General features: G+C 63.5%; 23 protein-coding genes. 16 read left to right on the forward strand and 7 right to left on the reverse strand.

Annotation, left to right across the window (positions count from 1 at the left end; translation table 11 throughout):
• Positions 1–36: 36 nt before the first annotated feature.
• Both uvrA and BG57_RS07155 read left to right on the forward strand, forming a co-directional pair.
• Entirely contained in the window at positions 37–2910 is a 2874-nt protein-coding gene (gene uvrA / locus BG57_RS07150) for an excinuclease ABC subunit UvrA (protein WP_035961773.1), read from the forward strand.
• Between the two features lie 86 nt (positions 2911–2996).
• Positions 2997–4085 carry an AI-2E family transporter gene (locus BG57_RS07155; RefSeq protein ID WP_035961774.1) on the forward strand — a complete coding sequence of 363 codons (1089 nt, stop codon included), beginning with the start codon at positions 2997–2999 and terminating at the stop codon, positions 4083–4085.
• A 105-nt stretch (positions 4086–4190) separates the two neighbouring features.
• Here BG57_RS07155 and purU read toward each other — a convergent pair whose 3' ends face one another.
• From purU to BG57_RS07180, 5 genes are read right to left on the reverse strand one after another with little or no spacing between them, the layout of a single operon-like run.
• On the reverse strand, positions 4191–5060 hold the full coding sequence (gene purU, locus BG57_RS07160; RefSeq protein WP_035961775.1) for a formyltetrahydrofolate deformylase: 870 nt from the start codon (positions 5058–5060) through the stop codon (positions 4191–4193).
• 38 nt (positions 5061–5098) lie between these two features.
• On the reverse strand, positions 5099–5944 hold the full coding sequence (locus tag BG57_RS07165) for an NUDIX hydrolase (protein WP_035961777.1): 846 nt from the start codon (positions 5942–5944) through the stop codon (positions 5099–5101).
• A gap of 3 nt (positions 5945–5947) precedes the next feature.
• Positions 5948–6562: a LysE family translocator gene (locus BG57_RS07170; RefSeq protein WP_035961778.1), complete on the reverse strand. Its 615-nt coding sequence runs from the start codon at positions 6560–6562 to the stop codon at positions 5948–5950.
• 1 nt (position 6563) lies between these two features.
• Positions 6564–7130, reverse strand: a complete 567-nt coding sequence (locus tag BG57_RS07175) for an adenine phosphoribosyltransferase (protein ID WP_035961780.1) — start codon at positions 7128–7130, stop codon at positions 6564–6566.
• A gap of 56 nt (positions 7131–7186) precedes the next feature.
• Positions 7187–9181, reverse strand: a complete 1995-nt coding sequence (locus BG57_RS07180) for a monovalent cation:proton antiporter family protein (protein WP_035961930.1) — start codon at positions 9179–9181, stop codon at positions 7187–7189.
• Between the two features lie 147 nt (positions 9182–9328).
• Between BG57_RS07180 and kdsD the strand changes: the two genes are divergently transcribed.
• From kdsD to BG57_RS07235, 12 genes are all read left to right on the forward strand, one after another.
• On the forward strand, positions 9329–10312 hold the full coding sequence (kdsD, locus tag BG57_RS07185) for an arabinose 5-phosphate isomerase KdsD (RefSeq protein WP_035961781.1): 984 nt from the start codon (positions 9329–9331) through the stop codon (positions 10310–10312).
• Positions 10312–10851 carry a KdsC family phosphatase gene (locus tag BG57_RS07190; protein WP_035961783.1) on the forward strand — a complete coding sequence of 180 codons (540 nt, stop codon included), beginning with the start codon at positions 10312–10314 and terminating at the stop codon, positions 10849–10851. Before kdsD ends, BG57_RS07190 begins: the two co-directional genes overlap by 1 nt.
• Before the next feature lie 4 nt (positions 10852–10855).
• Complete coding sequence (lptC, locus tag BG57_RS07195; RefSeq protein WP_035961931.1) at positions 10856–11458, forward strand: LPS export ABC transporter periplasmic protein LptC; 603 nt, start codon at positions 10856–10858, stop codon at positions 11456–11458.
• 35 nt (positions 11459–11493) lie between these two features.
• Entirely contained in the window at positions 11494–12201 is a 708-nt protein-coding gene (gene lptA, locus BG57_RS07200) for a lipopolysaccharide transport periplasmic protein LptA (RefSeq protein ID WP_035961785.1), read from the forward strand.
• On the forward strand, positions 12198–12980 hold the full coding sequence (lptB, locus tag BG57_RS07205; protein WP_035961786.1) for an LPS export ABC transporter ATP-binding protein: 783 nt from the start codon (positions 12198–12200) through the stop codon (positions 12978–12980). Before lptA ends, lptB begins: the two co-directional genes overlap by 4 nt.
• A gap of 161 nt (positions 12981–13141) precedes the next feature.
• Positions 13142–14659 carry an RNA polymerase factor sigma-54 gene (locus BG57_RS07210; RefSeq protein ID WP_035961788.1) on the forward strand — a complete coding sequence of 506 codons (1518 nt, stop codon included), beginning with the start codon at positions 13142–13144 and terminating at the stop codon, positions 14657–14659.
• Positions 14660–14843: 184 nt separating this feature from the next.
• Positions 14844–15206: a ribosome hibernation-promoting factor, HPF/YfiA family gene (gene hpf, locus BG57_RS07215; protein WP_035961789.1), complete on the forward strand. Its 363-nt coding sequence runs from the start codon at positions 14844–14846 to the stop codon at positions 15204–15206.
• A gap of 123 nt (positions 15207–15329) precedes the next feature.
• Positions 15330–15476 (forward strand): hypothetical protein, encoded by a 147-nt coding sequence (locus tag BG57_RS32945; protein WP_160174713.1) that lies wholly within the window; start codon positions 15330–15332, stop codon positions 15474–15476.
• A gap of 140 nt (positions 15477–15616) precedes the next feature.
• On the forward strand, positions 15617–16072 hold the full coding sequence (gene ptsN, locus BG57_RS07220; RefSeq protein ID WP_035961933.1) for a PTS IIA-like nitrogen regulatory protein PtsN: 456 nt from the start codon (positions 15617–15619) through the stop codon (positions 16070–16072).
• A 183-nt stretch (positions 16073–16255) separates the two neighbouring features.
• The gene (hprK, locus tag BG57_RS07225) at positions 16256–17224 is read left to right on the forward strand and encodes an HPr(Ser) kinase/phosphatase (RefSeq protein ID WP_008351692.1); all 969 of its coding nucleotides are present in this window, start codon (positions 16256–16258) and stop codon (positions 17222–17224) included.
• Positions 17225–17300: 76 nt separating this feature from the next.
• Positions 17301–18197, forward strand: a complete 897-nt coding sequence (gene rapZ, locus BG57_RS07230) for an RNase adapter RapZ (RefSeq protein WP_035961790.1) — start codon at positions 17301–17303, stop codon at positions 18195–18197.
• Between the two features lie 30 nt (positions 18198–18227).
• The gene (locus tag BG57_RS07235; RefSeq protein ID WP_035961792.1) at positions 18228–18860 is read left to right on the forward strand and encodes an LON peptidase substrate-binding domain-containing protein; all 633 of its coding nucleotides are present in this window, start codon (positions 18228–18230) and stop codon (positions 18858–18860) included.
• Here the strand turns inward: BG57_RS07235 and mutY are convergent.
• Positions 18857–19918: an A/G-specific adenine glycosylase gene (gene mutY / locus BG57_RS07240; RefSeq protein WP_035961793.1), complete on the reverse strand. Its 1062-nt coding sequence runs from the start codon at positions 19916–19918 to the stop codon at positions 18857–18859. The two genes, BG57_RS07235 and mutY, sit on opposite strands and share 4 nt — an antisense overlap.
• A gap of 5 nt (positions 19919–19923) precedes the next feature.
• Positions 19924–20754 carry a bifunctional DNA-formamidopyrimidine glycosylase/DNA-(apurinic or apyrimidinic site) lyase gene (gene mutM, locus BG57_RS07245; RefSeq protein ID WP_035961794.1) on the reverse strand — a complete coding sequence of 277 codons (831 nt, stop codon included), beginning with the start codon at positions 20752–20754 and terminating at the stop codon, positions 19924–19926.
• 85 nt (positions 20755–20839) lie between these two features.
• On the opposite strand from mutM, the gene BG57_RS07250 reads away from it, so the two are divergent.
• Together BG57_RS07250 and lolB are read left to right on the forward strand one after the other, a co-directional pair.
• Complete coding sequence (locus BG57_RS07250) at positions 20840–22696, forward strand: tetratricopeptide repeat protein (RefSeq protein WP_035961795.1); 1857 nt, start codon at positions 20840–20842, stop codon at positions 22694–22696.
• Positions 22696–23331, forward strand: coding sequence for a lipoprotein insertase outer membrane protein LolB (gene lolB, locus BG57_RS07255; protein WP_035961796.1), 636 nt, complete (start codon positions 22696–22698; stop codon positions 23329–23331). Before BG57_RS07250 ends, lolB begins: the two co-directional genes overlap by 1 nt.
• Position 23332: the final 1 nt, after the last annotated feature.

Below are 23332 nucleotides of genomic sequence, written 5' to 3' on the forward strand. Positions count from 1 at the left end.
CCCTTCTCCTTTCCCGCTCGCAGCTGGAACAAACTCGTGGAAGAAATTCGCATTCGTGGGGCTCGCACCCACAATTTGAAGAACGTCAGTCTCGACTTGCCGCGTCACAAGCTGATCGTGATTACGGGGTTGTCCGGGTCGGGCAAGTCGTCGCTCGCCTTCGATACGCTTTACGCCGAAGGTCAGCGCCGCTACGTCGAAAGTCTTTCCGCCTACGCGCGCCAGTTCCTGCAGTTGATGGAAAAGCCGGACGTCGATCTGATCGAAGGTTTGTCGCCGGCCATTTCCATCGAGCAGAAGGCCACGTCGCATAATCCGCGTTCGACGGTCGGCACCGTCACGGAAATCCACGATTATTTGCGTCTGCTGTTTGCGCGCGTCGGCACGCCGTATTGCCCGGATCACCTGATTCCGCTCGAAGCGCAAAGCGTCTCCCAAATGGTCGATGCCGCACTGGCGCTGCCCGAAGAATCCAAGCTGATGATCCTGGCGCCCGTGGTCGCCGACCGCAAGGGCGAGCACGCCGAGCTTTTCGAGGAGATGCAGGCGCAGGGCTTTATCCGCTTTCGCATTCGGTCGGGCGGCGGCACGGCGAACGAAGGCGTCGCGAAAATCTATGAAGTCGATTCGCTGCCGAAGCTCAAGAAGAACGACAAGCACACGATCGACGTCGTCATCGACCGCCTGAAAGTGCGCCCGGACATGAAGCAGCGCCTCGCGGAGTCGTTCGAAACGGCGCTGCGTCTCGCGGACGGCCGCGCGATCGCGCTCGAGATGGACACGGATCGCGAGAAGCTCTTCAGCTCGAAGTTCGCGTGCCCGATCTGCTCGTATTCGCTGCCCGAACTCGAGCCGCGCCTGTTCTCGTTCAACAATCCGATGGGCGCGTGCCCCGAATGCGACGGCCTCGGCCAGATCACGTTCTTCGATCCGAAGCGCGTGGTGGCGCATCCGTCGCTGTCGCTGGCCGCGGGCGCCGTGAAGGGCTGGGACCGCCGCAATCAGTTCTATTTTCAAATGCTGCAGAGCCTTGCGGCGTTTTACGAGTTCGACATCGACGCCCCGTTCGAAGAGTTGCCGGAGAAAGTGCGCAAGACGCTGCTCTACGGCTCGGGCAAACAGTCGATTCCGTTCTCGTACATCAACGAGCGCGGGCGCGCGTCGGTTCGCGAGCATGCGTTCGAAGGCATCATTCCGAATCTCGAGCGGCGGTATCGCGAGACGGATTCCGCCGCCGTGCGCGAAGAACTCGCCAAGTATCAGAACAATCAGCCGTGCCCCGCGTGCGACGGCACGCGCTTGCGGCGCGAGGCGCGCTTCGTGAAAATCGGCACGGGCGAGCACGCACGCGGCATCTATGAAGTCAGCGGCTGGCCGTTGCGCGACACGCTCGGCTACTTCGAGTCACTGCGGCTCGAAGGCTCGAAGGCCGAGATCGCCGACAAAGTGGTGAAGGAAATCGTCGCGCGGCTCTCGTTTCTGAATAACGTCGGGCTGGATTACCTGTCGCTCGAGCGCAGCGCCGAAACGCTTTCGGGCGGCGAGGCGCAGCGCATCCGGCTTGCTTCGCAGATCGGCTCCGGACTGACGGGCGTGATGTACGTGCTCGATGAACCGTCGATCGGCCTGCATCAGCGCGACAACGACCGTCTGATCGATACGTTGAAGCATCTGCGCGATATCGGCAATTCGGTGATCGTCGTCGAGCACGACGAGGACATGATCCGCATGGCCGACTACGTCGTCGACATGGGGCCGGGCGCAGGCGAGCATGGCGGCGTGATCGTCGCTCAGGGTACGCCGAATCAGGTGCAGAAAGACCCGAACTCGATCACGGGGCAGTATTTGTCGGGCAAGCGCACGATCAGCTACCCGGAAAAGCGCAATACGCCGGACGAGCGGCGGCTGCGCATCGTCGAGGCCTACGGCAATAACCTGAAGCGCGTGACGCTCGATCTGCCCGTCGGGTTGCTGACGTGCGTGACGGGCGTGTCGGGCTCGGGCAAATCGACGCTCATCAACGACACGCTTCAGCACGCGGTCGCGCAGCATCTTTACGGCTCGTCGACGGAGCCGGCGCCATACGAATCGATCGAAGGTCTGGAGCATTTCGACAAGGTGATCGCCGTCGATCAATCGCCGATCGGCCGCACGCCTCGCTCGAATCCGGCCACCTATACCGGTCTCTTCACACCGATCCGCGAACTCTTCGCCGGCGTGCCGGCCGCGAAGGAACGCGGCTACGAGGCGGGCCGCTTTTCGTTCAACGTCAAGGGCGGACGCTGCGAAGCGTGCCAGGGCGACGGCGTCCTCAAGGTGGAAATGCACTTCCTGCCGGACGTCTACGTGCCTTGCGACGTGTGCCACGGCAAGCGCTACAACCGCGAGACGCTGGACATCCAGTACAAAGGCAAGAACATCAGCGAAGTGCTGGACCTGACGGTAGAAGCCGCGCACGAGTTCTTCAAGCCGGTGCCGGTGGTCGCGCGCAAGCTCAAGACGCTGCTCGACGTCGGCCTGGGCTACATCCGGCTCGGCCAGTCGGCGACCACGTTGTCGGGCGGCGAGGCTCAGCGCGTCAAGCTCTCGCTGGAACTGAGCAAGCGCGACACCGGTCGGACACTCTATATCCTCGACGAACCGACCACCGGGCTGCACTTCCACGACATCGCGCTGCTGCTCGAAGTGATTCACCGGCTGCGCGATCAGGGCAACACAGTGGTCATCATCGAGCATAATCTCGACGTGATCAAAACCGCTGACTGGGTCATCGACCTCGGTCCGGAAGGCGGCGCGGGCGGCGGGCAGATCATCGCGCAGGGGACGCCGGAGCAGGTCGCGAAGACGAAGGCGAGCTTTACCGGAAGGTATCTCGCGCCCTTGCTGCAGCGTCCGAAATCGGCGGCGTGATGCCGGCGCGGGCGCGGTGACAAGACAAAAGCCGCGCGCCGCGGTACGGACAACCGTTGTAACCAGCAGCGAAAGGGAACGCAGTCATGGGGAAGCGCAACGAAGCGGCCAACGAGGAGCGACGCGTACGGGACCTTCCCGCGCGCCCCGTCAGGCTGACGAGCGACATGAGCATGCCGAAACTCTCGGCGGTCGAGATCGGCAGCTATCTCGTGGCGTTTCTCGCGATGTTCTCCGTGCTCCATCTCAAACTGCTGGGCGCGCTCCTCGCGGGCATGCTCGTGTTCCAGCTCGTCCACATGATCGCGCCGGTCATCGAGCGTCATGTGATGAGCAAGGGCGCGCGCCTCATTGCGGTGGTGCTGATATCGGCGATCATCATCGGCGGGCTGACGGGCGCGACCATCGCGACGATCGAGCACTTCGAACGCGACGTCCCGAGCATGCAGAAACTGCTCGACCAGTTGATGACGATCACCTCCCATGCGCGGCTGCGCGTGCCGAACTGGATCGCCACCTACTTGCCCGTCGATGCCGGCCAGATGAAGGAACGCGCCGCCGATCTGATGCACCGCCACGCCGAGCAATTGCAGCAGGGCGGCCGCGAGATGGCGCGCGGCTTCGGGCATATCCTGATTGGCATGATCATCGGCGCGATCGTCGCGGTGGGCGTGCCGAAGCAATCGCATCGGCTGCCGCTTTCGACGGCGCTCGTCACGCGCGTTCAGCGTTTTTCAGATGCGTTCCGGCGCATCGTTTTTGCGCAAATCAAGATTTCCGCGATCAACGCGGTTTTTACCGCGCTTTATCTTCTCGTCGCACTGCCGCTATTTCACGAACGCCTGCCGCTTTCGAAGACGCTCGTGTTGATCACGTTCATCGTCGGCTTGCTGCCGGTAATCGGTAATTTGATATCCAATACGATCATCGTCGGCATCTCACTGTCCGTGTCGTTCGGAACAGCGGTCGCATCGCTCGCCTTTCTCATCGTCATTCACAAGCTCGAATACTTTCTGAACGCGCGCATTATCGGCGGCCAGATCGAAGCGCGCGCGTGGGAATTGCTTCTCGCGATGCTGGCGATGGAAGCCGCATTCGGCCTGCCAGGCGTCATCGCCGCGCCTATTTTCTATGCGTATATCAAGCGCGAACTGATTTACCTGCGGCTCGTCTGATTCTTTGCCGCGACTGAAAGACTGAAAGACTAAAAGACTAAAAGACAAAGCCCGCTGAGTCGAATGACCAGCGGGCTTTTTCGTGTCCGGCCAGAAACCGGCGCTTTAACGAAACACGACGGTTTTACTTCCGTTCAGCACGATGCGATGCTCCACATGCCACTTCACCGCGCGCGCGAGCGTCACGCATTCGACGTCGCGGCCGATCGCCGTCAGTTGGTCCGGCGTCATGCTGTGGTCCACCCGCTCCACTTCCTGCTCGATGATCGGGCCTTCGTCCAAATCGGTCGTCACGTAATGCGCGGTTGCGCCGATCAGCTTCACGCCGCGATCGAACGCCTGATAGTACGGCTTCGCGCCCTTGAAACTCGGCAGGAACGAATGGTGAATGTTGATCGCGCGGCCGGCGAGTTTGTCGCACATCTCGGGCGACAGAATCTGCATATAGCGCGCGAGCACGACGAGATCCGTTTCGTGCTGATCGATGATCTCCATCACGCGCGATTCCTGCGCCGCTTTTCCTTCTGGCGTCGCGTTCATCAGCGGCAAATGATGGAAAGGAATGTCGTAGCTTGCGGCGAGCTGGTAAAAATCCTTGTGATTCGACACGATCGCCGGAATCTCAATCGACAATTGACCCGTGCGATAGCGGAACAGCAAGTCGTTCAGGCAATGGCCGATCTTCGACACCATGATGACCACGCGCGGCTTCACCGATGCATCGTGCAATTCCCATTGCATGCCGAACTCATCGGCGAGCGCGGTGAACGAGCGGCGCAGCGCGTCCACGCCCGGATCGCCGCCCACTTCCTGAAAATGCACCCGCATGAAGAACTCGCCGGTGCGGCTGTCGCCGAATTGCGCGGAATCGAGAATGTTCGCGCCGAGATCGAACAGGAAACCAGAGACGGCATGCACGATTCCCGGACGATCCGGGCACGACAACTTCAGGATGAAACTATGTTCGGTCGACATGAACCGGTCACTCCTTGCTCATTCGTTGATGCTTGATTTCACACTTGGGGCGGCGCGTAAATCGCGTCGAGACCTTCGCAGGCGTCCGCGTCGATCCATTGATGGCGCAGCAGGCAATCGAGCGTCGCGAGGCTCGCATCGACGGTGAGCGCGCCTTCTTCGATCCACCGCGCGACATCCTCGATGCGCGCAAGCCGATGCTCGCCCACCTCGCCATCCTGATTGCGCGGGACAAAGCTCTCCGGCAACACGACGTCGTACACGAAAAGCTGCTCTGCCTGCGTGCCCTCGGGAATGGATTGCAGCACATGGAACACACCGCCCGGCGTGGCCGTCGACGCCAGTTCCGCGGGCATCCCCGCCTCTTCCCAGCATTCCTTCACGAGCGTCGGCTCGACGCCCATTCCCCAGCCGATGCCGCCCGCCACGACGTTGTCGAGCATGCCGGGGTCAACCGCCTTCGTGTCGCTGCGGCGCGCAATCCACAACTGCGGCGCACTGTCCCGATATTTTACGATGCCGTTCAGATGCACCGCGTAGGTCATCGTGCCGAAGAAGCGCGATGCCGCGCGCTCGATGAACGCGAGCGGCGCGGCGTCGAAGTGATTGCGGATCGCGAACGTCTCGTCGCGCCAGCCGGGAATTTTGCCGTCGGCGCGGAGCGCGGCGATGACCGTTGCGAGCGCCGCCGTGCGCGTGTCCACGTTGGTGAGCGTCGGATGCAGCCGCACGGTCTGGTCGTCGATCACGAAGGTTTCCGGCCAGCGCGCGAGCAGCCCGGCGTCCGTGCGGCGAATCCAGCCGACGCGCTCATCGCCGAACAGAAACGGCAAATGCGCCGAAGCGTCGAAGCGGCGGGCCGCGATGATCGAAGGCAAGCTCATGTGTCAGTCCTTGAACGCGACGCGAACGCCCAGCGCGATGAACGTGACGCCCGCGAGCCGATCGAGCCACGCGCCGACGCGCGGACGGCGCTTGAGCCACGCGCCGATCATTCCCGCGCCGATGCCGAACACCGAGAACACGACGACGGTTTGCAGCATGAACAGGCCGCCCAGTTCGAACATTTGCAGCATCACGCTTTGCGCGCCGTGCGGATCGACGAATTGCGGCAGGAACACGATGAAGAACAGCGTGACCTTCGGATTCAGCAGATTGCCGATCACGCTCTGGCGGAACACGGTCGACAGTGGCTGGCTCGGGCGCTCGTGCGCCGTCGCGAGCCCGTGGCTTCTGAGCGCCTTGATGCCGATCCACACCAGATAAGCGGCGCCGGCGAGCTTCACCGCCTGGAACGCGACCGGCGATGAACGCAGCAGCGCGGCGACGCCGAGCGCGGCAAGCGTCGTGTGGAAGATCACGCCGCACGCAAAGCCGAGCGCGGCGACGACGCCCGCCAGCCGCCCTTGCGAGATGCCGCGTGCGAGCACCTGCAGGTTGTCCGGCCCCGGCGCGACGGTGATTGCAACCGATGCCGCGAGAAACAGCAGGAAGTGCGGCATCTCAATGCCCTCCGAATTCGCAGACGGTGTAGAGCGGCACGCCGCCGTCGCGCAGCAGTTTCGAGCCGCCGAGATCGGGCAGGTCGATGATCGCCGCCGCTTCGACGACTTCCGCGCCGAGCCGCTCGAGCAGGATCTTGCCGGCCATCATCGTGCCGCCGGTCGCGACGAGATCATCGACGATCACCACGCGATCGCCCGGTTTGCAGGCATCCTCGTGAATCTCGACCGTCGCGCTGCCGTACTCCAGCTCATACGACTGCGCCAGCGTGCGATACGGCAGCTTGCCCTTCTTGCGGATTGGCACGAAGCCGAGACTCAGTTCGTACGCGAGAATCGGCCCGATGATGAAGCCGCGCGCATCCATGCCGGCGATCACGTTCACGCCGGCGTCGATGTAACGCTGCACGAACAGGTCGATCAGCGTGCGCAGCGCCTTCCGGTCTTGCAGCACGGGCGTAATGTCGCGGAACTGCACGCCGGGCTGCGGCCAGTTTTCGACGGTGCGCACGCGTTCCTTGATGAAGCGCGCGGCGTCGGACGGGGCGCTCGAAGGGGTATGAGACATGACTTCTCCGGGATAGCCGCGCTGTGAGGCCGCGCGCCGCCTGAATCAGGATGAGATTACGCCGCCCGGCGATTGCGCGAGAGCCGTTCCTCGGCTTGCGCGAGCACTTCGGGCAGCCCGCGCAGAACGACGATATCGTTCGCGCGCAACTTCGTTTCCGGGTCGGGTTCGACGCCCCGGATGCCGTGACGCCGGATCGCGGTCACCTCGACACCATTGCCGACGAGCCCGAGATCGTCGAGCGAGTGCCCGACGGCGTCCGATTTTTCGTCGATGGGTACGGATTGTAGCCGCACCTGCTCGTGGCCATCGTCGTCCTCGAAGTCGTCCGCGCCGTGAAAGTAGCCGCGCAGCAGGCTGTAGCGCGCGTCGCGCATTTCCTCGACGCGGCGCACCACGCGGCGCATCGGCACGCCCATCAGCACGAGCGTGTGCGATGCGAGCATCAGGCTGCCTTCGACGATCTCCGGAATCACTTCCGTCGCGCCTGCGGCGGTCAGCTTTTCGAGATCGGCGTCGTCGACGGTGCGCACGATGACGGGCAGCGTCGGTGCAAGTTCGTGGATGTTGTGCAGCACGCGCATCGCGGACGGCGTGTTCGCATACGTGATGGCGACCGCGGCCGCGCGGTTCAGGCCCGCCGCGCCGAGCGATTCGCGCCGCCCGGCATCGCCGAACACGACCGATTCGCCCGCCGCCGCCGCCGCCGCGACGCGATCCGGGTCCAGGTCGAGCGCCACGTAAGCGATGCCTTCCTGCTCCAGCATGCGCGCGAGGTTTTGTCCCGCGCGGCCGTATCCGCAGATGATCACGTGGCCGCTCTGCTTCAGGCTTTGCGTCGCGATCTTCGTCATTTGCAGCGATTGCAGCATCCATTCCGTCGACGACAGCCGCAGCACGATCCGGTCCGCGTTCTGGATGATGAACGGCGCGGCGAGCATCGAGAGCAGCATCGCGGAGAGCAGCGCCTGAAGGATGATCGGGTCGACGAGATGCGAATCGAGGATCAGATTGAGCAGCACGAAGCCGAATTCGCCCGCCTGCGCGACCCCGAGGCCCGTACGCATCGCAACGCCGGGCGGCGAGCCGAACAGCCGCGCGAGCCCGGTGACGATCACGGCCTTTAGCAGAATCGGCACGAAGAAGAACGCGAGCACGAGGAACGGATGCTCCCAGATCACGCGCGGGTTGAGCAGCATGCCGGTCGTCACGAAGAACAGGCCGAGCAGCACGTCGCGGAACGGCTTGATGTCCTCTTCCACCTGATGCCGGTACGGCGTTTCCGCGATCAGCATTCCCGCGATGAACGCGCCGAGCGCGAGCGACAGCCCGAACTTGTCCGTGATGAACGCCGCGCCGAGCGTGACCAGCAGCAGGTTAAGCATGAAGAGCTCTTGCGAGCGGCGGCGCGCGACCAGGTCGAACCAGCGCGTCATGAACTTCTGGCCGAGGAACAGCAGCACCGTCAACGCGACGACGATCTTCACCGCCGCGATGCCGAGCCACATCGCAAGCTGCGACGAATTGCCGTTGCCGAACGCCGCGATGATGATGAGCAGCGGCACCACCGCCAGATCCTGAAACAGCAGCACGCCGAAGATGTTGCGGCCATGCTCCGATTCGAGTTCCAGCCGTTCGGCCAGCAGCTTGCTCACGATCGCAGTGGAAGACATCGACAGTGCGCCGCCGAGTGCGAAGCTCGCCTGCCACGACATGGTGACCCAGAAGTGGGCGATCCAGCCGAACAGCAGCGCGAGCACGACGGTCGCGGCGACCTGGCTCGCGCCGAGGCCGAACACGATGCGCCGCATCGTCCGCAGCTTGGCGAGCGAGAATTCGAGACCAATGGAGAACATCAGGAACACCACGCCGAATTCGGCGAGATGCTGGGCCTGCTCGGTGTCCGGCGCGATGCCGGCCGCATGCGGACCTACGATGATGCCAACCGCCAGATAACCGAGCATTGGCGGCAGATTGAAGAAGCGAAAGATCACGACGCCCGCCACCGAACACAGCAGCAACAGCAGCGTCAATTCCAGCGGAGAGGTCATCCGTCCAGCGTCCTCGTTCGTCAGGTTTCCGAAACGCGTCGAAGACGCATCCGGCGTCTTGAAAAGCCCCTGGCGCCAGGGAGTTTCGCGGGCGAACGCCACGCCCCATGCGGCGCGGCGAAGAAACGCCTTTGGTATACTCAGCGAATGATAGCGAAAATCAATGGCGACCGGGCGCTGGCGCTGGCTCGCAACGTAATCCAGATCGAAGCCGACGCTGTTCGCGGGCTTTCAGACCTTCTCGACCACAATTTCACGAACGCTGTCGAAGTGCTGCTCGGCTGCCGTGGGCGCGTGGTGGTGTCGGGCATCGGCAAGTCGGGACATGTCGCGCGCAAGTTCGCGGCGACGCTTGCGAGCACCGGCACGCCGGCGTTCTTCGTGCATCCCGCCGAAGCGAGCCACGGCGATCTGGGCATGGTCACCGCCGACGACATCTTCATCGCGCTGTCGAACTCGGGCGAAACGGAAGAGCTCGTCGCCATCCTGCCGCTCATCAAGCGCCTCGGCGCAAAACTCATCGCCATTACGGGACGCCCCGAGTCGAGCCTCGCGCAACTGGCGGACATGCATCTGAACGCGCGCGTCGAAAAGGAAGCGTGCCCGCTGAATCTCGCACCCACCGCGAGCACCACGGCCGCGATGGCGCTCGGCGACGCGCTCGCCGTCGCCGTGCTCGACGCACGCGGCTTCGGCCCCGACGACTTCGCCCGCTCGCATCCGGGCGGCGCGCTCGGCCGGCGTCTGCTGACCTACGTGCGCGACGTGATGCGCGTGGGCGATGAAGTGCCCGTCGTGCCGCTCGGCGCGACCGTATCGGACGCGCTGTTTCAGATCACCGACAAGCGCATGGGCATGACGGCCGTGGTCAACGAAAACCGTCACGTCGAAGGCATCTTCACGGATGGCGACCTGCGCCGCATCCTTCAGCGCGACGGCGATTTCCGCTCGATGAAACTCGCCGACGTGATGACGCGCAATCCGCGCACCATCGGACCGGACCATCTCGCCGTCGAAGCCGTGGAACTGATGGAGCGCTATCGCATCAATCAGATGCTGGTCGTCGACGAGAACGCGACGCTGATCGGCGCACTGAACATGCACGACCTCTTCTCCAAGAAGGTAATTTGATGGCGCAGAAGCCTTCCCCCGCCGCCGAGCGCGCGAGCCGCATCCGGCTCATGGCGTTCGATATCGACGGCGTCTTCACCGACGGCAGCCTGTACTTCAGCGCCGACGGCGACACGATGAAGTCGTTCAATTCGCTCGACGGTTATGGCCTGAAGCAACTGGAGCGCATCGGCGTGCAGACGGCGATCATCACCGGCCGGCAGTCGGGCATCGTCGCGGCGCGCGCGAAGGAACTGGGCATCACGCATCTGTATCAGGGCGTGGAAGACAAGACGGCCGCGCTCGATGAATTGCTCGCGAAGACCGGCATTTCGGCCGCCGACGCCGGCTACATGGGCGACGACTGGCCCGATCTCGCGGTAATGAGCCGCTGCGGCTTCGCGGCCGCGCCGGCCAACGCCCACGCCGAAGTCATTCAGCGCGTGCACTTTGTCGCGACGCTTCGCGGCGGCCACGGCGCCGTGCGCGAAGTCTGCGATGCGATCCTTCGCGCGCAAGGCCGCTACGACGACTTGCTCGCCGCGGCGCTCGGAGCCTGACGCGATGCCGCAGACCCGACGCCTCGCCTCGCTCCTGCCGCTCCTCGCCATGGCGGCGCTCGCGGGCATCACCTACTGGCTCCTGCAGGCGACGCTTCCTTCCGCACCGCAGGCGCCCGAGCAGGCCAAGCGCCACACGCCCGACTATTTCGCGGAGAACTTCTCCGTCTCCGAACTCGATACGACCGGCACGACGCAATATCGCCTCACCGCGAAGTCGATGCTGCACTACGAGGACGACGAAATCAGCGAGCTGACGCTGCCCGCCATGCGCATGTTCCAGCCGCAGAAGCCGACCGTGACCGCCACGGCGGAGCGCGGCACGGTGAACGGGGACGTGTCCATCGTCGATCTTTACGACAACGCGCGCATCCTCCGCGCCGCCGGTTTCGGCGATCCGCAGATGCAGGCGGATTCGCAGCATTTTCGCGTGCTGGTGAACGACGATGTCATCGAAACGGAAAAGCCGGTTAAACTTCAGCGCGGTCCGTCGGTGATGACCGCCAACGGCATGAACTACAACAACGTCACCCGGGAAATGAAGCTCTTCGGTAACGTGCGCGGCGCCATCGCCGCCTCGGATATCAACGGCGGCGCTTCCAAGTAAGCCCATCCCGGGCATTCCATCCGAACTGTGACTGCATGAATCAAAGCTTCCCTCATCCCGATGGCGGCCCCGTGCGCGCAACGCTCGCGCACCGCGCTGCACGCGCCAAGCGGGTGATGCGAGCCGCGCTGTGCGCCGCCGTCGCCACGCTCGTCGCGCTGCCGCTCGCGGGTTTCGCGCCGGCCGCGCACGCCGAAAAGGCCGACCGCGACAAGCCGCTCAACATCGAAGCGGACAATATGTCCTACGACGATCTGAACCAGAAGAACGTCTTCACCGGTCACGTCGTCGCGACGAAAGGCACGATCATCATCCGCGCCGATCGCGTTGACGTGACGCAGGACCCGCAGGGCTATCAATACGCGACCGGCACATCGAGCGGCAATTCGCTCTCGTACTTCCGCCAGAAGCGCGACAACGTCAACGAGTACATCGAAGGCAATGCCGTGCGTATCGACTACGACGGCAAGAACGACTTCACCAAGCTCACGACGCGCGCCGTCGTGCGCCGCCTGCAGAGCCTGACGACGGTTCAGGACGAAGTGCGCGGCAGCGTCATCACTTACGACGGCCAGAAGGACTTCTATACGGCATCCGCCGGCAAGGACGTCGCCGGCCCCGGCAATCCGAGCGGCCGCGTGCGCGCGATGCTCGCGCCGCGTTCGGGCGGCGCCGCGCCGCTCAACGGCGCGCCTGCCACCCTCGCCCCGTCGACCACCATTCAAGGAACGCCGCAGCAGTGAACGCCTCCGCCACGCCTCAAGCCAAGCCGGACGGCAAGTCGAGCTCGCTCGCCGTCCGCAATCTAAAGAAGCGTTACGGCTCGCGCACGGTGGTCAAGGACGTGTCGCTCGACGTGAAGAGCGGCGAGGTCGTCGGTCTGCTCGGTCCGAACGGCGCGGGCAAGACCACGTCGTTCTATATGATCGTCGGCCTCGTGCCGCTCGATGCTGGCGAAATCGACCTCGACGGCAACTCCATCAGCCTGCTGCCGATTCACCAGCGCGCGCATCTCGGGCTGTCGTATCTGCCGCAGGAAGCGTCGGTGTTCAGGAAGCTGACCGTCGAGCAGAACATTCGCGCGGTGCTCGAACTGCAGACGGACGCATCGGGCAAGCGGCTGGCGAAAGACGTCATCACGCAGCGTGCCGAAGCGCTTCTCGACGAACTGCAGATTGCGCATCTGCGTGAGAATCCGGCGCTGTCGCTGTCGGGTGGCGAACGGCGTCGCGTGGAAATTGCCCGCGCGCTCGCGACGAATCCGAGCTTCATCCTTCTCGATGAGCCCTTCGCGGGCGTCGATCCGATCGCCGTGCTGGAGATTCAGAAGATCGTGAAGTTCCTGAAGCAGCGCAACATCGGCGTGCTCATCACGGACCACAACGTGCGCGAAACGCTCGGCATCTGCGACCACGCGTACATCATCAGCGACGGCTCGGTGCTCGCGGCCGGCGCACCGAGCGAGATTATCGAAAACGAGAGCGTGCGCCGCGTGTATCTCGGGGAGCATTTCCGCATGTAGCGCCCGTCCGGCGATGCGGATGATCGACCGGTCAGCGCGCCGCATCGCAACGAGAGTAGCAAAACTTACGTGCCGCCCGCCGAGGCGGCACGCGCTTTTTTGGATTCGCTGCGAGGTTTCGCGCGCGTGGCAAACTCTCTACAATGAAATAAAACTTTGCCATGAAAGCCAGCCTCCAACTCCGCCTATCGCAGCATCTTGCGCTCACCCCGCAACTGCAGCAGTCCATCCGGCTGCTGCAGCTGTCGACGCTCGAATTGCAGCAGGAAGTGGCCATGGCCGTCGCGCAGAACCCGCTGCTGGAAAACGAGGACGACTGGATCGCAAGCCCGCTGCGCGTCGCAGCCGATGGTTCGCTCATCACGTCGCCGGCTCCCAGCGGCGCCTCGTCCGAGCCGATGACGAGCAACGGCTCGAGCTCGAGTTCATCGAGTTCCGAACGTTCGGAAAACAGCGAGCCGCAGGGCGTCGACGAATACAACGGCATGAGTTCGGACGGCGGCACGGATTCCAGTTCGTGGAATCTCGAAGACTATGGCCGCTCGAACAACGCATCGGACGACGACGATCTCCCGCCGCTGCAAATCCACGAATCCACGACCACGCTGCGCGATCATCTGACCGCGCAACTGCGCATGACGCAGGCGAATCAGCGTGACCGGGCGCTGATCACGTTCCTGATCGAATCGCTGGACGAGGACGGTTACCTCACCGCTTCGCTCGACGAGATCCAGGCGGACTTGCCCAACGAACTCGAAGTCGATGTCGACGAACTCAGCGCGGCACTGGCGTTGCTACAGAGCTTCGACCCGCCGGGTGTCGGCGGGCGGTCCGCGTCGGAATGCCTGAAGCTGCAGTTGCTCCGGCTCGATGCGTCGCCTACGCGAACGCTGGCGCTGGATATCGTCACGAATCATCTGGAATTGCTTGCGGCGCGCGACTTCACGCGCCTGCGCAAGCAACTCAAGGCAAGCGACGACGCGCTGCGGGACGCGCATTTGCTGATCAAGTCGCTGGAGCCGTTTCCGGGCGCCGCGTACGGGAAAAGCGAAGCGGATTACGTGGTACCCGACATTCTGGTGCGCAAGACGTCGGGCGGCTGGACGGCGGAGCTGAATCCGGAAATCGTGCCGAAGCTGCGGATCAACCATCTGTACGCGAACATTTTGCGGAACAATCGCGGCGATCCGGGCAGCGGTTCGCTGCGTCAGCAACTGCAGGAAGCACGCTGGCTGATCAAGAACATCCAGCAGCGTTTCGAGACGATTCTTCGTGTCGCACAGGCCATTGTCGAACGTCAGAAGAACTTCTTTGCACATGGCGAAATCGCCATGCGGCCCTTGGTTTTAAGGGAAATTGCTGATACGCTGGGCTTGCACGAATCAACGGTTTCGCGCGTGACCAGCGGGAAGTACATGCTCACCCCATTCGGGACGCTTGAATTTAAGTACTTCTTTGGATCGCACGTTTCAACCGACACAGGGGGTGCGGCGTCGTCAACGGCGATCCGGGCCCTCATCAAGCAACTGATAGGAGCGGAAGACCCCAAAACTCCTCTTTCAGACAGCCGCATTGCCGAACTGCTGGCGGAACAGGGTTTCGTGGTTGCGCGGCGCACCGTTGCGAAGTACCGCGAAGCCCTCAGAATCCCCGCAGTGAATCTGCGCAAGTCTCTTTGATCCCGTCTCTGTGATCCGCCGCATGTCGTGGCGGATTTTTACCGGCCGTATCGCGCGAGCGAGTACGAGCCGGCCGGTGCGGTCCGCTCCTTGCGCGTCGTCAGACAGCACACGGACGGGCGCCCCGCCGACCGGTATCGGGCAAGCCGCCGTGATTCAACGGCCATTAGCTTGGAGAGCAACTATGAATCTGAAGATCAGTGGACACCACCTCGAATTGACGCCTGCGTTGCGCGAGTTCGTGATCACGAAGCTGGACAGAGTGCTCCGTCATTTCGATCAAGTGATGGATGCCAACGTTGTCCTCTCGGTCGACACTCATAGTAGGGAAAAGGACAAGCGCAACAAGGCTGAAATCAACCTTCACCTGAAGGGCAAGGACATCTTCATCGAGAGTTGTGACGCTGATATGTACGCGGCGATCGACCTGATGGTCGACAAGCTGGACCGGCAAGTCATCAGGCACAAGGACAAGATTCAGGGCCACGCCCATGAAGCCGTGAAGTACCGCGAGGAAGTGCATCAAAGCGAAGCACCGTCGCCCTGAGCGCGCAGCACGCGAATCCGCGAGCGCCGGGAGGCGCGGAACCGGCAGGCCCGCCCGTCAAACGGCGGGCGTGATTTGAAGAGTTCCTCGAATCGCCGGAACGCCCGGGCGGAGCTGCAAGCCATGAAAGCCGCCAATCGGCGGCTTTTTTGTTGCACTTTGCGTGGCAGCGTGGCACAAAGCATTGATTTTCCGAACTTTGTGCTGCACATTTCAATGCAGCGATACGTCATGGCGCGGCGCACCATCGCGCTATGGCCTGTTCTATAATGGCCCGGTTAATTTCGGCTTGCCGAACAGAACGCTGCAGGGAACGCCGCCAAGCGCACCTTTTGTTTCATCATCGCCGTGAGCGCTTTCAGACAGCAGCCACGATGAGGAGCTATCAGGCCACGCATCAGCCTGCCAACATGAATCGTTTAGCCAAATTTCTTCCCATCGAGAACGTGGTTCTCGGACTGTCCGTTACAAGCAAGAAGCGCGTATTCGAGCAAGCGGGCCTGATCTTCGAGAACCAGAACGGCATCGCCCGCAGTACCGTTACCGACAACCTCTTCGCTCGTGAACGCCTCGGCTCGACCGGCCTGGGCGAAGGCGTCGCCATTCCGCATGGCCGCATCAAAGGGCTGAAGCAGCCGCTCGCCGCCTTCGTGCGTCTGGCGGAGCCGGTGGCGTTCGAATCGCCGGACGGCCAGCCGGTGTCGCTTCTGATCTTCCTGCTCGTGCCCGAACAGGCCACGCAGCAGCATCTGGAGATCCTCTCGGAGATCGCGCAACTGCTCTCCGACGGTGAGGCGCGCGAGCGTCTGCACAAGGAAGAAAATCGTGAGGCGCTGTATCAGGTCCTCACGCAATGGCAGCCCTGATCGGGCACACACTGGCAAACAACGCATCCGACGCACGCCCCGCGCCGCTCGTTGCGCACGGGCGTCTCGCGCAGGCGGTGCTTCTGCGGCACAATCGGTCAAAAGCAGCGCCATGCGGTGGATCGGTGCAAACCGTTCCGGCACGCGAAGGCTGCTCCCGGCTTCCAACGGAGTCCCGGCCTCATGGATACGTCCAGCATCAACGCCCAAAGTATTTTCGACGACAACGCCGCCGCTCTGAAGCTCAGCTGGCTGACCGGGCATGAAGGCTGGGAACGCGGCTTCTCGAGCGAGACCGTCGCGAACGCGACATCGAGCGCCGACCTCGTCGGCCACCTGAACCTGATTCACCCGAACCGCATTCAGGTGCTCGGCGACGCCGAAATCAACTACTACCAGCGCCAGTCCGACGAAGACCGCTCGCGCCACATGGCCGAACTGATCGCGCTGGAGCCGCCGTTTCTCGTCGTCGCGGGCGAAGTGGGCGCGCCGCCGGAACTCGTGCTTCGCTGCACGCGCTCGTCGACGCCGCTCTTCACGACGCGCATGTCGGCGGCGGCGGTCATCGACAGCCTGCGCGCCTATATGTCGCGCATTCTCGCGCCGCGTGCGACGCTGCACGGCGTGTTCATCGACATCCTCGGGATGGGCGTGCTCCTCACCGGCGATTCCGGCCTCGGCAAGAGCGAGCTTGGTCTCGAACTGATCAGCCGCGGCCATGGCCTGGTTGCCGACGACGCCGTCGATTTCGTGCGGCTTGGCCCGGATTTCGTCGAAGGACGCTGCCCGCCCCTGCTGCAGAATCTGCTGGAAGTGCGTGGCCTCGGCCTGCTCGACATCAAGACGATCTTCGGCGAAACCGCCGTGCGCCGGAAGATGAAGCTGAAGCTGATCGTGCAGCTCGTGCGTCGTCCGGACGGCGAATTTCAGCGCTTGCCGCTCGAGAGCCAGACGGTCGATGTGCTCGGGCTGCCGATCAGCAAAGTGACGATTCAGGTCGCGGCAGGCCGCAACCTTGCTGTGCTGGTCGAGGCGGCCGTGCGCAATACCATCCTGCAACTGCGCGGTATCGATACCTTGCGCGACTTCATGGATCGGCAACGGCTCGCGATGCAGGACCCGGACAGCCAGTTTCCCGGCAAACTGATCTGACCCGCGCGGCCCGGATGGAGCCGCGCCGGATACGGATATATGCCGGTGCTAAGATAAAGCGAACGAGCACAATCCCATGCGTATCATCCTGATCACAGGCATTTCCGGCTCCGGCAAGTCCGTCGCCCTGAACGCGCTCGAAGACGGCGGTTACTACTGCGTCGACAACCTGCCTCCGCGCTTCCTGCCCGAACTCGCCGCGTACCTCGCGAGCGAAGGACAGCAACGGCTCGCCGTCGCGATCGACGCCCGCTCGAGTCTCTCACTCGACGAAGTGCCGGCGATCATCAACAATCTTTCGAGCGCGTACGACTTGCGCGTGCTGTTCCTCAACGCAAGCACGCAGTCGCTGATTCAGCGCTTTTCGGAGACGCGCCGCCGTCATCCGCTGTCCGGGCCGCCGGTGCACGATGCGAGCGTCGGCGTGTTGAACTCGCTCGGCGAAGCGATCGAACGCGAGCGCGAACTGGTCGCGGGCCTCGCCGAATACGGCCATCACATCGACACCAGCAACCTGCGCGCGAACGTGCTGCGCGCATGGGTGAAACGCTTCGTCGAAACGGACGCCGCCGATCTCACGCTGATGTTCGAATCGTTCGGATTCAAGCGCGGCGTGCCGCTCGACGCCGATCTTCTCTTCGACGTGCGCACGCTGCCGAATCCCTACTACGACCGCGAGTTGCGCCCGTTCACGGGCCGCGATCAGCAGATCATCGACTATCTGTCCGCGCAGCCGCTGGTGGGCGAAATGATCGACGATATCGGCGGATTCGTCGGCAAGTGGCTGCCCCGTTTTCGCGACGACAACCGCAGCTATCTGACGGTCGCGATCGGCTGCACGGGCGGGCAGCACCGTTCGGTGTACATCGCGGAGGCGCTTGCCGCGCGCTTTCGCGCGCAGGCAAACGTGATCGTGCGGCATCGTGATGCGCCCATCCCCGTGGACGAGAGCGCGACGCACATGCAAAACTGATCGCGCTTGCGGTCACCCTGGAGGGGCGCGATGTCCTCGAATCCCGTTCTAGCCGACTTGCCGCTGTTTCCGCTGCACACCGTCCTGTTTCCCGGCGGCCTGCTGCCGCTCAAGATCTTCGAGGCGCGTTATCTCGACATGGCGCGCGCCTGTCTGCGCGAAGGCACGCCGTTCGGCGTATGTCTGCTCAAGAGCGGGCATGAAGTCGCCTCGCCGGGCGATCCTTCGGTGCCCGAAACCGTCGGGTGCCTCGCGGAAATCACCGAATGCGACGTCGACACCTTCGGGCTGCTGCTCGTGCAGGCGCGCGGAACGGAGCGCTTCCAGCTGATCACGCATCGCGTCGAGCCTAGCAATCTGCTCGTCGGCACGGCGGAGCTATACGGGGAAGACCGGCCGCTGCAGGGCGCCGAGGCGCTCGCAAAGTTCGGCGCGTGCGCGGAAGTGCTGGAGCGGATCATCGAGACGATCAAGACGCGCGAGCCGCAGAACCTGCCGTTCGTCGAACCTTTCCTTTTCGACGACCCCACGTGGGTATCGAATCGCCTCGCCGAAATCCTGCCGATTCCGATGCGCGCCCGGCAAAAGCTGATGGAACTGCTCGACGCCGGCGCGCGCATCGACGTGGTGCATCACTATATGCAGCATCATCAACTGCTTTAAATCAGCGAGCCGGTCAGCGCGTCGAGCAGCTTGCGCACGGGCGCGGGAACGCCGAACGAATCGATGCGGGATAACGGCGCCCAGACCGTAGCCGCGTCCATCGCTTGTGCCGGCGCGCCGCTCGCTTGCCCGAGCCGAGGCTCGATCTGCAACTTGAAGTGCGTGAACGTGTGCGACAGCGGAGCGAGGCGCTCCAGATGCGCTTCGCCGCCGAAGTTCTGCGCGACGGCCACGAGCGTCGCTTCGTCGGGCGCTTCGGGCAGGCTCCACAAGCCGCCCCAGATGCCCGTCGGCGGACGCTTCTCGAGCAGGATCGAATCGCCGTCCTTCAGCACCAGCATCCACGTATTGCGCGTCGGGACCGCCTTCTTCGGCCGCGCAGCCGGCAACTCGCGCTGCCTTCCCTCGACGTTCGCGACGCAATCCGGCGCGAACGGACATCGTGCGCAATCCGGCTTGCCGCGCACACAGAGCGTCGCGCCGAGATCCATCAGCCCTTGCGTGTAGGCGGTCACGTCTTCCTTTTCGGCGGCGTCGGGCAACAGCGATTCCGCCAGCGTCCACATCGCGTTTTCGACACGCTTCTCGCCGGGGAAGCCGTCCACGCCGAAGACGCGCGCAAGCACGCGCTTCACATTGCCATCGAGGATCGTCGCGCGCGCACCGAATGCGAAAGATGCGATCGCCGCAGCCGTCGACCGGCCGATGCCCGGCAGTTCCGCAAGCGCATCGACGGTCTCCGGGAACGCGCCGCCATGCTCATGGGCGACGACCTGCGCGCACCGATGCAGATTGCGCGCGCGCGAGTAGTAACCGAGGCCGGCCCATAGCGCCATGACGTCGTCGATGGGCGCATCGGCGAGCGTGGTCACGGTCGGAAAGCGTTCGAGAAAGCGGGCGTAGTACGGGATGACCGTCGAAACCTGCGTCTGCTGCAGCATGATTTCCGAGAGCCAGATGCGATATGCGTCGCGCGTGTTCTGCCACGGCAAGTCATGCCGGCCGTGAATGCGTTGCCACGCGATCAGACGCGCGGAGAAATCTGTGAGTGCGAGCATGGAAGTTAGCGTTGGCAGCGCGAACAGAAGTATGTCGACCGCTGCCCTTGGACGATTTGCCTGATCGCGGTGCCGCATACGTGGCACGGCAGGCCCGCGCGATCATAGACGAAGTAGTCGAGCTGGAAGTATCCCGACTCGCCGTTGCTGCCGACAAAATCGCGCAGCGTGCTGCCGCCTTTCTCGATGGCCGCGGCCAGCGTCGCGCGGACGGCGTCAGCGAGCAGATCGTAGCGCACGAGCGAGATGCGCCCGGCTGCGGTCGTCGGCCGGATGCCCGCGCGAAACAGGCTCTCCGATGCATAGATGTTTCCGACGCCCACGACGATATCCCCGGCCAGCAGCGCCTGTTTCACCGATACCTTGCGCCCGCGCGTCGCCCGGAACAGGACCGCGCCCGAGAACTCCGGCGAGAACGGCTCGACGCCGAGACTCGCGAGCAGCGGATGATCGAGCACGTCGCCGTCGCTGCGCGGATGCCACAGGATCGCGCCGAAGCGGCGGGGATCGCGAAAGCGCAGGATAAAGTCGTCGAAGATTAAATCGACGTGATCGTGCTTCGCCGCATCCGGCGGGCGCGGCACGTTGCGCAGCACACGCAGCGTGCCCGTCATCCCGAGATGCACGATGAGCCAGCCTTCCGCCGTTTCGAACAGCAGATACTTGCCGCGCCGCTCGACCTTGTCGATCTTCAACGCTGCAAGCGTCTTCGCAAGATGCGGCGGGATGGGCCAGCGCAGCGCCGGCGTGCGCACGTCGACGTGCTCGACGCGCCTTCCGGCGACGTAGGGTTCGATTCCCCGTCGGGTGACTTCGACTTCCGGCAGTTCGGGCATTTTCCTGGAGAGAGACTTGCTGGGGCGAGTGTGCCGGTATTTTAGCCACCGCGTTACAATCGACTGAAACATCGTCTGGATTTCCATGAACTCGTTCGTCATGAAGCTGTTTACGAAGCGTCAGACCGGCTTGGCGCAATCGTTCGCCATGCCAATGTCGCGCGTCGCCGGTGCGGTGATGCTCGCCATGGCCGCACTCGCGTTCGCGCCTGCTCATGCGCAGTCGCCCAACGCGACGCCCGTTCCGAGCGACGACGATGCCGCCGCCCAGACCGCCGCAGACGCGCTGACCGCGCCGGTCAGCGGCTCCGAGCAGCAAGACCTGCCGAACGTCGCGATGTCCAGCCAGATCGTGTTTCAGGTGCTGGCGGCCGAAGTCGCATTGCAGCGTGGCCAGCCCGCGCCCGCTTATCAGACGTATCTCTCGCTCGCCCGCGACACGCACGATCCCCGCTTCGCGCAGCGCGCGACGGAAATCGCCATCGCCGCGCAAAGTCCCAACGATGCGCTCACGTCCGCGCAAGTCTGGCAGCAGTTCGCGCCGCATTCGGAGCGCGCGGCGCAACTGAGCGCGTCGCTTCTGATCGTGTCGGGCAAGCCGGACGACGCGAAGCCTACGCTTCAGCGCGAACTCGCGAAGGTATCGCCTGAGCAGCGCGGCGAAGCCATCCTCTCGCTGCAGAGCTTGCTCTCGCGAGGCCCGAATCGCGTCGGCGGCCTCAATGTGCTGAAGGATCTGATCGCTAACGATCTGGACCGTCCCGAAGCGCAACTCGCGCTTGCTCGCCAGCAATTGCTCGCGGACGATCAGCCGGGCGCGAAGGCATCGCTCGAAAAGGCGTTGCAGCTTCGGCCGGACTATCTGCCCGCGGCGCTGACGCTCGCGCGCATGGGACCGCAGGAGCGCGCCGAGGGCATCGCTTCGTTCGAGAAGTATCTCGACAAGAACCCGAAGTCGCATGATGCGCGGCTCGCTCTGGCGCAGTTGTATCTGTCGTCCGACCGGCTCGACGACGCGCAGAAGCAGTTCGAAATCATGCGCAAGAACGATTCGAAGGACCTGACGCCGTTGATGGCGCTGGCCCTCATCAACATTCAGAAGAAGCAGTTCGATAAGGCCAAGGACTATCTGAATCAATACGCGAAGGGCGCCGAAAACACGCCGGGCGGCGATCCGGGACAGGCGTACATCTATCTCGCGCAACTTTCGCTGGAACAGAAGGACGAAGCGGCCGCAAGCCAATGGCTCGACAAGATTCCGCGCACGAGTCAGCAGTACTTGCCCGCACAGGTGACGCGCGCGCAATTGCTCGCCAGGCAAGGCAAGGTCGACGAAGCGCGTGCGCTGATCGGCAGCCTGCAAAGCTCGGATCCGCGCGAACTCGCACTGCTCGCCCGTACGGATTCCGCGCTTCTGTTCGAAGCGCATCGCTACAAGGAAGCCGAGGAGAATCTCGCGAAGGCCGTCGCCGCGTTTCCCGACGATCCCGACCTCGTGTACGACTACGCGATGGCCGCGGAGAAGAACGGCCATTTCGATGTGATGGAAACGCAATTGCGCACGCTGATGCGCACGCAGCCGGCGAATCCGCAGGCGTACAACGCACTTGGGTACTCGCTGGTGGATCGCAATCAGCGGCTCGATGAAGCCGTGCAGTTGATCGAAAAAGCTGCCGCGCTTGCGCCCAACGACGCGTTCATCATGGACAGTCTGGGCTGGGCGCGCTTCCGTCAGGGCAACTCGGCCGAAGCCGAGAAAATCCTCAAGAATGCTTACGATCTCCAGCCGAATGCCGAAATCGGCGCGCACCTCGGCGAAGTGCAATGGAGGTCTGGTCAGCAAGACCAGGCGCGCGCCACGTGGCGTCAGGCGCAAAAGCTCGAGCCGGATAACGACACGCTCGTCAAAACGCTAAAACGACTCCAGGTGAACGACCTTTGATGGCATTCGATTTCTTCGCCGGCTCGCGCGGTCATACGGCGCGCCGCGTCGCGCTCGGCTTTGCGGCGACGGCCGCGTTCGTCTTGTCCGGCTGTGCAATTCAGCCGCGCTTGCCGACCACATCGGCTGCATCGACGTCACTCACGACGCAGACGAGCCGTGCGTATCACGGACGCTTCGCGGTGCAGTACAACGACCAGAACGGCGTTCAGCGCAACGCCTACGGCAACTTCGACTGGCAGGAAACAGGCGATACGGTCACGCTCCAGCTGCGCAATCCGCTCGGGCAGACAATGGCGATCGTGACGTCGTCGCCGTCATTGGCCACGCTCGAATTGCCGAATCGTCAGCCGGTCAATGCGGACAACGTATCCGACCTGATGCAGAACACGCTCGGTTTCGCGCTGCCGGTCGAAGGCTTGCGTTACTGGCTGCAGCCATCCGCTGCACCGACATCGCGCGCTGAAACGACGCTCGATGCCGAATCGTCCAATGGTCGTCCTAAGGAAATCAGGCAGGATGGCTGGACAATCGACTATCTCGCCTATGCCGACGCGCCCGCTGCGGGCGTCAAGCGCCTGAATCTCACGCGCAACGAGCCCCCGCTCGACATCAAGCTCGTGATCGACCAATAAC

Source organism: Caballeronia grimmiae (assembly GCF_000698555.1).
GTDB lineage: Bacteria > Pseudomonadota > Gammaproteobacteria > Burkholderiales > Burkholderiaceae > Caballeronia > Caballeronia grimmiae.

Excerpts from the sequence above, each read along its gene's own strand:
- mutY (WP_035961793.1), bottom strand. The coding sequence starts at position 19,918 with ATGCTCGCACTCACAGATTTCTCCGCGCGTCTGATCGCGTGGCAACGC.
- BG57_RS32945 (WP_160174713.1), top strand. The coding sequence starts at position 15,330 with ATGAAAGCCGCCAATCGGCGGCTTTTTTGTTGCACTTTGCGTGGCAGC.
- rapZ (WP_035961790.1), top strand. The coding sequence starts at position 17,301 with ATGCGTATCATCCTGATCACAGGCATTTCCGGCTCCGGCAAGTCCGTC.
- BG57_RS07170 (WP_035961778.1), bottom strand. The coding sequence starts at position 6,562 with ATGCCGCACTTCCTGCTGTTTCTCGCGGCATCGGTTGCAATCACCGTC.
- ptsN (WP_035961933.1), top strand. The coding sequence starts at position 15,617 with ATGAATCGTTTAGCCAAATTTCTTCCCATCGAGAACGTGGTTCTCGGA.
- hprK (WP_008351692.1), top strand. The coding sequence starts at position 16,256 with ATGGATACGTCCAGCATCAACGCCCAAAGTATTTTCGACGACAACGCC.
- BG57_RS07235 (WP_035961792.1), top strand. The coding sequence starts at position 18,228 with ATGTCCTCGAATCCCGTTCTAGCCGACTTGCCGCTGTTTCCGCTGCAC.
- BG57_RS07210 (WP_035961788.1), top strand. The coding sequence starts at position 13,142 with ATGAAAGCCAGCCTCCAACTCCGCCTATCGCAGCATCTTGCGCTCACC.
- BG57_RS07175 (WP_035961780.1), bottom strand. The coding sequence starts at position 7,130 with ATGTCTCATACCCCTTCGAGCGCCCCGTCCGACGCCGCGCGCTTCATC.
- lolB (WP_035961796.1), top strand. The coding sequence starts at position 22,696 with ATGGCATTCGATTTCTTCGCCGGCTCGCGCGGTCATACGGCGCGCCGC.
- kdsD (WP_035961781.1), top strand. The coding sequence starts at position 9,329 with ATGATAGCGAAAATCAATGGCGACCGGGCGCTGGCGCTGGCTCGCAAC.
- purU (WP_035961775.1), bottom strand. The coding sequence starts at position 5,060 with ATGTCGACCGAACATAGTTTCATCCTGAAGTTGTCGTGCCCGGATCGT.
- BG57_RS07155 (WP_035961774.1), top strand. The coding sequence starts at position 2,997 with ATGGGGAAGCGCAACGAAGCGGCCAACGAGGAGCGACGCGTACGGGAC.
- BG57_RS07250 (WP_035961795.1), top strand. The coding sequence starts at position 20,840 with ATGAACTCGTTCGTCATGAAGCTGTTTACGAAGCGTCAGACCGGCTTG.
- BG57_RS07190 (WP_035961783.1), top strand. The coding sequence starts at position 10,312 with ATGGCGCAGAAGCCTTCCCCCGCCGCCGAGCGCGCGAGCCGCATCCGG.
- hpf (WP_035961789.1), top strand. The coding sequence starts at position 14,844 with ATGAATCTGAAGATCAGTGGACACCACCTCGAATTGACGCCTGCGTTG.
- mutM (WP_035961794.1), bottom strand. The coding sequence starts at position 20,754 with ATGCCCGAACTGCCGGAAGTCGAAGTCACCCGACGGGGAATCGAACCC.
- BG57_RS07180 (WP_035961930.1), bottom strand. The coding sequence starts at position 9,181 with ATGACCTCTCCGCTGGAATTGACGCTGCTGTTGCTGCTGTGTTCGGTG.
- lptA (WP_035961785.1), top strand. The coding sequence starts at position 11,494 with ATGAATCAAAGCTTCCCTCATCCCGATGGCGGCCCCGTGCGCGCAACG.
- BG57_RS07165 (WP_035961777.1), bottom strand. The coding sequence starts at position 5,944 with ATGAGCTTGCCTTCGATCATCGCGGCCCGCCGCTTCGACGCTTCGGCG.
- lptC (WP_035961931.1), top strand. The coding sequence starts at position 10,856 with ATGCCGCAGACCCGACGCCTCGCCTCGCTCCTGCCGCTCCTCGCCATG.